The sequence below is a fragment of the Crossiella sp. NPDC003009 genome (assembly GCF_053591555.1).
The window spans coordinates 1-7,610 of the sequence record NZ_JBSFUA010000095.1 but is presented as its reverse complement, the minus strand read 5'-3'; the positions used below and the strand labels follow the sequence as shown (position 1 = coordinate 7,610).

The 7,610-nt window shown below is 72.6% G+C and carries 8 protein-coding genes; 3 read left to right on the top strand and 5 right to left on the bottom strand.

Annotated features, from left to right (window positions below):
• The first annotated feature begins 2 nt into the window (after positions 1-2).
• A complete protein-coding gene (locus ACWDY5_RS41230; protein ID WP_449727566.1) occupies positions 3-149 on the top strand; it encodes a rhamnogalacturonan lyase family protein in 147 nt (48 codons plus the stop codon).
• Between the two features lie 184 nt (positions 150-333).
• Entirely contained in the window at positions 334-630 is a 297-nt protein-coding gene (locus tag ACWDY5_RS41225) for a hypothetical protein (protein ID WP_252486818.1), read from the top strand.
• A gap of 1 nt (position 631) precedes the next feature.
• Here ACWDY5_RS41225 and ACWDY5_RS41220 read toward each other — a convergent pair whose 3' ends face one another.
• Genes ACWDY5_RS41220 through ACWDY5_RS41205 form a run of 4 tightly spaced genes read right to left on the bottom strand, consistent with a single transcriptional unit; the run spans position 632 to position 5,793 of the window.
• Positions 632-1,564 (bottom strand): NADP-dependent oxidoreductase, encoded by a 933-nt coding sequence (locus ACWDY5_RS41220; RefSeq protein ID WP_449727565.1) that lies wholly within the window; start codon positions 1,562-1,564, stop codon positions 632-634.
• Positions 1,565-1,566: 2 nt separating this feature from the next.
• Positions 1,567-4,569: a bifunctional [glutamine synthetase] adenylyltransferase/[glutamine synthetase]-adenylyl-L-tyrosine phosphorylase gene (locus ACWDY5_RS41215; RefSeq protein WP_449727564.1), complete on the bottom strand. Its 3,003-nt coding sequence runs from the start codon at positions 4,567-4,569 to the stop codon at positions 1,567-1,569.
• A gap of 3 nt (positions 4,570-4,572) precedes the next feature.
• On the bottom strand, positions 4,573-5,319 hold the full coding sequence (locus tag ACWDY5_RS41210; protein ID WP_449727563.1) for a type 1 glutamine amidotransferase: 747 nt from the start codon (positions 5,317-5,319) through the stop codon (positions 4,573-4,575).
• Between the two features lie 24 nt (positions 5,320-5,343).
• Positions 5,344-5,793 (bottom strand): rhodanese-like domain-containing protein, encoded by a 450-nt coding sequence (locus ACWDY5_RS41205; RefSeq protein ID WP_449727562.1) that lies wholly within the window; start codon positions 5,791-5,793, stop codon positions 5,344-5,346.
• Between the two features lie 112 nt (positions 5,794-5,905).
• On the opposite strand from ACWDY5_RS41205, the gene ACWDY5_RS41200 reads away from it, so the two are divergent.
• Positions 5,906-6,349, top strand: coding sequence for an Lrp/AsnC family transcriptional regulator (locus ACWDY5_RS41200; RefSeq protein ID WP_449727561.1), 444 nt, complete (start codon positions 5,906-5,908; stop codon positions 6,347-6,349).
• On the opposite strand, the gene ACWDY5_RS41195 is transcribed toward ACWDY5_RS41200, so the two are convergent.
• Positions 6,296-7,183: a GNAT family N-acetyltransferase gene (locus tag ACWDY5_RS41195; protein ID WP_449727560.1), complete on the bottom strand. Its 888-nt coding sequence runs from the start codon at positions 7,181-7,183 to the stop codon at positions 6,296-6,298. The two genes, ACWDY5_RS41200 and ACWDY5_RS41195, sit on opposite strands and share 54 nt — an antisense overlap.
• Positions 7,184-7,610: the final 427 nt, after the last annotated feature.

Here is a 7,610-nt window from a genome sequence, read left to right as displayed (position 1 = left end):
ACGTGGACGGCGACGGGCAGTACGAGTACGTGGTGATGTGGGAGCCCTCCAACGCCAAGGACGTCTCGCAGGCCGGCTACACCGGCCCCGTGCACGCCCGGCCACCACCTGCCCGCCCCAGAACTCGACCACGCCCAGGCAGTGGGTGAGGACCTGGTACGGCGTGTTCGCCCCGGGTAGCGCCGGCTTGCGGTTGGCCAGCTCGTCGCCGAGGCCGAGCAGGATGCCGGTCATGCCGTCCAGGGCCCGGTCCACGAAGAACAGGTAGTCCGCCTGACTGATCACGCTCGTGCCTCCCCGCACTCCGGCTCCACGGCGAGTAGCTTGCCAGGCGTGACCGACAGTCTCCGCGAAGACGAGCCCGATGTGCCCACCCGCATTGTCAGCCACTTCTACGACAACCTCGCCGACGCGGTCGAGTCCCTGGAGGCCGCCGAGCGGCTCGGACTCGGCGTGACCGTGCGCAACCGCGTGGTCCTGCAGAGCGCCCCCGACGACGGCGGCGAGGTGCTGCTGGAGGAGTGGGTGGTCGACGTCTACGACGCGCCGCCCATGGAGGACGACGAGGACGACCTCCCCGACGAGGACGACGAGGAGATCGCCGTGCCTGCCGGGGAAGCCGCCCCGTAGCTCAGCCGACGGTCAGGACGAGCTTGCCGCGGACGTGCCCCTCCTCCAGGAGGCGGTGCGCCGCGGCGGCTTCGGCCAGCGGGAAGGCCTGCTGGATGTCCACCCGCAGCCGCCCGCTCGCGGCCAGGTCGCCGAGGTAGGTCAGCTGGGCCCGGTCGGCCTGGGCGAAGACGTACCTGCCGCCCTGGGCCAGCACCTCGGCGCCGACGATCGAGGAGTGCCGGGCCGGGTCCCTGACCAGGCGCGGCGAGTCGGCCAGGGCCTGACCGCCGACCAGGTCGACGACCGCGTCCACCTTGCCGTCGCCACCGACGAGCCCGGCCACCCGTGCCACCAGGCCCTCGCCGTAGCTGACCGGTTCGGCGCCCAGTTCGCGCAGGTAGTCGTGGTTGCGCGGGGAGGCGGTGCCGAGCACCCGCTTGGCGCCCAGCTCCCTGGCCAGCTGCACCGCGACATGCCCGACCCCGCCCGCGGCGGCGTGCACCAGCACGGTGTCGCCGTCACCGACCCCGGCCGCGGTCAGCGCCTGCAACGCGGTCAGCCCGACCAGCGGCAGCGCGCCCGCGGTCACCCAGTCCAGGCCGGCCGGCTTGCGCACGATGGCGCGCTGCGGGGCGGCGACCTGCTCGGCGTAGGCGCCGTGCTGCACGCTGTCCTTGCGGATGTAGCCGAAGACCTCGTCACCGGGGGCGAACTCGGTGACGTTGGGGAACACCGCGGTCACCACCCCGGCGAGGTCCCAGCCGGGAATGAGCGGGAAGTGGTGCGGCAGCACGCCCCGCAGGTAGCCCTGGCGGATCTTGAAGTCCACCGGGTTCACCCCCGCGGCACGCACCTGGACCAGCGAGTTCTCCGGACCGAGGATCGGGTCCGGCAGCTCCTGGAGGCGCAGCACCTCTGGTCCGCCGAACTCCTCGAACGCGATTGCCTTCACCGTCAGGAATCGTAGAACAGCCGCTCCACCACCGCTCGGGCCCGACGGGTGACCCTGCGGTACTCGTCGACGAACTCCCCGGGATCGGTGGCGGCCGGGTAGCCCATGGCGCGGGCCACCGCGGCCAGCTCCCGGCCCTGCCGGGGCAGCTGGTCGGTGGGTTTGCCGCGCACCAGGGTGGCCGCGTTGCGGGCGCGGGTGGCCATGTTCCAGGCCGCCAGCAGCGCGGCGGTGTCGGCGGGCTGGATCAGCCCCGCGGTCTCCGCGGCGGCCAGTCCGTCCAGTGTGGACGGTGTGCGGAGTTCGGGCACGGTGTGCGCGTGCTGGAGCTGGAGCAGTTGGATGGTCCACTCGATGTCAGCGAGCCCGCCGCGGCCCAGCTTGGTGTGCGTGGCCGGGTCGGCGCCACGGGGCAGCCGCTCGGCGTCCACCCTGGCCTTGATCCGGCGGATGTTGAGCACGCTGGCGTGGTCGAGCCCGGCGGCCGGGTAGCGCACCGGGTCGATCATCCGCTGGAACCGTTGGCCCAGTTCGGGATCGCCCGCCACCGGCCGGGCCCGCAGCAGCGCCTGCTGCTCCCACACCTCGGCCCACTGGGTGTAGTAGGCGCGGTAGGACTCCAGGGTGCGCACCAGCGGCCCGCTGCGCCCCTCGGGCCGCAGGTCGGCGTCGACCTGCAGCGCCGGGTCCTGGCTGGGCGCGCCGAGCAGCCTGCGGACCAGCTCGGCCACCGCGGCCGCGTACCGCACGGCCTCGTTGTCCTCGGCTCCGGCGACGGGTTCGCACACGAACAGCACGTCGGCGTCGGAGCTGTAGCCGAGTTCCGCGCCACCGAGGCGGCCCATGCCGATCACCGCGATCTTGGCCGGGCGCGAGCCGCGTTCGGCGGTGACCGCGCGGCAGGCCGCGTCCACCGCGGCCTCCAGCACCGCCACCCACACGCTGCTCAGCGCGGCGCACACCGCGGGCAGCTCCAGCTCGCCGAGCAGGTCCGCGCAGGCCACCCTGAGCAGTTCGTGCCTGCGCATCGACCGGGCCGCGGTGACCGCGGCGACCGGGTCGGTGTAGCGGGAAACGGTGCTGCGCAAGGAGGTCGCGACCTCGGCGGGGTCGCGCCCGGCTAGCGCTGGGGTGTCGGCGAGCAGCCGCAGCACCTCCGGCGCGCGCACCAGCAGGTCCGGCACCACCCGCGAGGTGCCCAGCAGGAAGGCCAGCCGCTCGGCCACCGCGCCCTCATCCCGCAGCAGCCGCAGGTACCAGGGTGTGGTGGCCAGCGCCTCGGAGACCCGGCGGTAGGCGAGCAGCCCGCCGTCCGGATCGGGGCTGTGCGCGAACAGGTCCAGCAGCACCGGCAGCAGCGCGCCCTGGATCGCGGCCCGCCGGGACACGCCGTTGGTCAGCGCCTCGATGTGCCGCAGCGCGCCGTCCGGGGCGGCGTAGCCGAGCGCGGCCAGCCGCAGCGTGGCCGACTCGGTGGACAGCCGCAGCCCCTCACTGGGCACCCTGGCCACCGCCTCCAGCAGCGGCCGGTAGAACAGCTTCTCGTGCAGCCGCCGCACCCGGTTGCAGTGCGAGCGGAACTCGGCCTGCAGCACCGAGCCGGAGCTGCGCCGCCCATCCGGCCGGACCCCGGCGGCCCTGGCCAGCCAGCGCAGCCCGGTCCGGTCGTCATCGGCGGGAAAGAGGTGGGTGCGCCGCAGCCGTTGCAGTTGCAGGCGGTGTTCCAGGGTGCGCAGGAACCGGTAGGACTCGGCCAGCCCGGCCGCGTCGGCCCGCCCGACGTAGCCGCCGTGCCCGAGCACCCGCAGCGCGTCCATGGTGGAGAGCACCCGCAGCTCGGCGTCGCCGCGCCCGTGCACGAGCTGCAGCAGCTGCACCGCGAACTCGACGTCCCGCAGCCCGCCCCTGCCCAGCTTGAGCTCCCGGTCGCCGAGTCCGGCAGGCACGTGCTCCTCGACCTTGCGCCGCATGGCCTGCACGTCGACGACGAAGTGGTCCCGGTCCCCAGCCGACCACACCATCGGCGCGAGTGCGTCCACATAGGACTGACCGAGTTCGGCGTCCCCGGCCACCGGCCGCGCCTTGAGCAGCGCCTGGAACTCCCAGGTCCGCGCCCACCGCTTGTAGTAGGCGACGTGCCCGTCCAGGGTGCGCACCAGCGCACCGGCCTTGCCCTCGGGCCGCAGTGCCGCGTCCACCTGGAAACAGGCCTCGCCGGCCACCCGCATCAGCGCCGCGGCCAGCCGGGTGGCCATCCCGGCATCGCCCTCGGCGACGAAGATGACGTCCACATCGCTGACGTAGTTGAGCTCGCGCGCCCCGCACTTGCCCATCGCGATCACCGCGATCCGGCAGGGCAGCTCCGCCGCGTCGGCAGGCACGACCTCCCGCACGCCCACGGCCAGCGCGGCCTGCAACGCTGCCCCGGCCAGGTCGGACAGCAGTGCCGCGACGGTCTCGTAGGACACCTCGGGCGCGGTGCCGTCGACGGTGGGCGCGAGGTCGGCGGCCGCGATGCGCACCAGCTCCAGCCGGTAGGCCTCGCGCAGCGCCCGCACCGCCTCCGCACCGCGCAACTGGGCGCGCCACACCGGCTCGGCGGGGTCGGCGCCGACCGCGGCGAGCAGCCGCCCGGTCAGCTCGGCGACCTCGGGCAGCGGCACGTCCAGCGCGCCGTCCAGCGCGTCCAGCCGGGCCGGGTCGGCGATCAGGAAGTCGGCCAGCGCGCTGGAGGCGCCGAACACCGCGAACAGCCGGGCCCGCAGCCCGGCCTCGGTGTGCAGCCGCTCGTCCAGCACCGGCCAGCCGGCGCCGAGGGCCTCGCGCAGCCGGACCAGGCTGCGCAGGGTCAGGTCGGGATCGGCGCTGCGGGAGAGCGCGGCGAGCTTGGTCTCCGCGCCGGGCCTGCCCCACCAGCCGACTTCTCCGAGCAGGTCCGCGGCCCGCGGATCGGTCAGCCCGAACCGCGCGGGCGAGGGGGTGGCCCTGGGATCGGTGAAGGTCATCCGCTACACCAGCGGCAGCCGGCGACCGGGCGCCGCCGCACTCAGCTCACCCGAGGCCAGCTTGACGAACCGCTCGGTGAACGGCTGCCACACCTCGGCCAGGTCCTGGTGCCGCTCCACGAGGTGTTCATATTCCAGGTGACCGCGCGGCGCGAACGCGGCCTCCTCCGGCGAGTGCTCCGCCCAGCGTCGCACCAGCTCAGGCGTGGTCTCGATGTGGAACTGGAGCCCGTAGGCGTTGTCCCCGACCCGGAAGGCCTGGTTCGGGTACTTCGGCGAGGAGGCCAGCAGCGTCGCCCCGCCGGGCAGGGTCGCGATCTCGTCGGAGTGGTACTGCAGCACGTCCGGCGTCATCGGCATCGGCCCGAACAGCGGGTCCTGCGCCGCCGCGTCCCGCTTGGCCACCAGCAGCGTGCCCACCTCCGGCCCGGCCTCCCCGGGCCGCACCTGTCCTCCGGTCGCCGCCGCCAGCAGCTGCCCGCCGAGGCAGATCCCCAGCACCGGCACCCGCCGCGCCACCGCATGTGCGAGCAGCGCCCGGACGTCCTTGAGCCAGGGGTGCTCGGCGTCGTCGTAGGCGCCCATCTCCCCGCCGAGGCACACCACCGCCTGGTAGCCGTCCAGGCTCGCCGGGATCGGCTCCTGCCCCGCGCGGACCAGGTGGATCTCGGCGCCGGCGTCCAGTAGCCAGTCGGCGAGCGGGCCGAGCGGATCCAGATCGGAGGGCTGGACAACAAGCACCGGGGTCATGCCAGAAAGCCTAGGCGCTGCCCGTCAGCAAGCGCAGGCCACCGCCCGGTGGACGTGATCACCCGGCCCCGCCGCCCCCTGCACCGGATACCCCGCCGCCATCCAGGCCCGAATACCCCCGGACAACCGCTTCACCCGAAACCCCAGCCCCGCCAACCGCGCCGCTCCCTTGGTCGCCGCATTGCACTCAAAGCTCTCGCAGTAGCAGACATAAACCAGCCCCCGGTCCAGCCCCGCCGTGCTCTCCGCCGTCAGCTCGGCATACGGGAGGTTGATCGCCCCCGGAATCCGCGCGGCCGCGAACGCCTCCCCCCGCCGGCATTCCACCAGCACATACCCATCGGCCGTCCCCGCCACCAGATCCCGATGCACATCATCCGGATCCGCCTCGAAGGCAAGCTCCGCGGCGAAGTGCGCGGCCGCCACCTCGGGCTCGGCCGGCGGGAAACGAAGCACGTTCGATGTGGTCTGCATGGGGAAAATTCTCGGGCAGTGGGACGCGCTCGAACATGGCCCCTTCCTGGTTCTAGCCTGGCTGTGCCTGTGTTTCCCCGCGAAAACCGAGCTTTGACGAGGGATATTTTCCGTGGACCTCGACGACCTGGACTGGCGCATCCTGGAACACCTCCAACAGGACGGCCGGATGACCTTCACCGAACTGGCCCGCCGGGTCAACCTGTCCGCCCCGGCCACCACGGAGCGAGTCCGCAGACTGGAGCAGCTGGGAGTGATCACCGGCTACGCCGCGGTGGTCGACCCCCAACTGCTCGGCCTGCCCATTCAGGCCATCGTCCGGGTCAGGGTCCGGAGCCTGGACTCGCCGAGGTTCCGGGAACAGGTGCTGGCCCTGCCGTCGGTGTGCGACGCCGACCACGTGACCGGCGACGACTGCTGGCTGCTGCGCGTGCGCTGCAAGTCCATGGGCGAACTGGAGGGCCTGGTCGACCACGCCCAGCAGTACGGCGAGACCACTACTTCACTGGTGTTCTCCTCCCACGTCCGCAACCGCCCCGTCAGCAGCCCCAGCTGAGAACTCGATCTCGCTGACATCAAGCACCGGCCGATACCCCAGCCGCGGATAGATCCGGTTCGGCACCGGATCCCCAAGATCGGTGAACAGCACCACATCGGTAGCCCCCCGCCGCAACGCCCACTGCGAGGCCGCCGCCGTAACCGCCGAGGCATACCCGTTACCGCGAAACTCCGCCGGCGTGTACACGTACCGGATCCGCGCCATCCCCCCGTTTGGCACATTGGTGAAAGCCACCGAGACGGGCACCCCATCCACCTCCCACAGGAAGTGCGGATCCCCAGCCTCAAAGGCCGCCAGCACGCCAGCCCGCTCATCAACGGTCGAGGCCCCAAACCCCGCCAGGCTGAACGCCTCCCGCCACCGCGCCAACAGCTCAAGGTCCCCCGGCCCGCCAATCCGAGCCGCCCCAACCACTTCCGGCATGACCAACTCCCCCAACCGGAACGTCCGCATAGCCGTCCGCACCCGCGAGACACACCCGGTCCGCTCAGTCCAAGCCCGCGCGAACGCCTCAGCCACCTCCCGCGGCCCCGACACGAAGTTCAGCTCCGGCACGTGCAAGGCCATCGCATCGACGGTCGCCGGAACAGCCGCCAGCGGCAGCCCACCAACAAGAACGGGCCAAGGCGGAGTACGCAGAGCGGCACCGACCAGCGCACCAGAGTTGTCGTGCACAGTCAGCATCAACAGGCCGGCCCGATCGACCTCGGTCCCCGCCAGCACCCGCTCCATGACGGTGATCGCCACGGTGTTGCGAACCGGATCAGCGAGAAAGTGCGGACCCGCAACCTTCCAGAACAGCTCCACATTCCCGTGCACCTGCGCATCCATATACCCAGAGTGCGCCGCCCCCGAGACCAGTGCGACCGATTTTGCACCCATGACAGGAGGACGGCCGCACCACCGGGAAGCAGGCCGGGAAGTACGGGCGGCGCGGCTCAGGAAGCGGGCACGGAGCCGGGTAGTCGGCGGAGGCGCGGGGCGTCGAAGAGCGGGCATGCCGGGTGCCGGGTGCCGGGTGCCGGGTGCCGGGTGCCGGGTGCCGGGTGCCGGGTGCCGGGTGCCGGGTGCCGGGTGCCGGGTGCCGGGTGCCGGGACAGCATGATCCGTGGCAATGCTGGTTTGCGCGTATCAGCATCACCAGAGGCAACCCCACCCTCCGCGGGCGATGTGGGCGATGTGGTTTGGGGGCCCCTGGGGCGGCCATTTGGGCTGGAACGGGCAGGCCTGCCCGATCGCCTTCCAGCGTATGGCCGCC

Coding starts and splice junctions, on each gene's coding strand:
- ACWDY5_RS41215 (WP_449727564.1), bottom strand. CDS start 4,569: ATGACCTTCACCGATCCCAGGGCCACCCCCTCGCCCGCGCGGTTCGGG.
- ACWDY5_RS41210 (WP_449727563.1), bottom strand. CDS start 5,319: ATGACCCCGGTGCTTGTTGTCCAGCCCTCCGATCTGGATCCGCTCGGC.
- ACWDY5_RS41205 (WP_449727562.1), bottom strand. CDS start 5,793: ATGCAGACCACATCGAACGTGCTTCGTTTCCCGCCGGCCGAGCCCGAG.
- ACWDY5_RS41195 (WP_449727560.1), bottom strand. CDS start 7,183: ATGGATGCGCAGGTGCACGGGAATGTGGAGCTGTTCTGGAAGGTTGCG.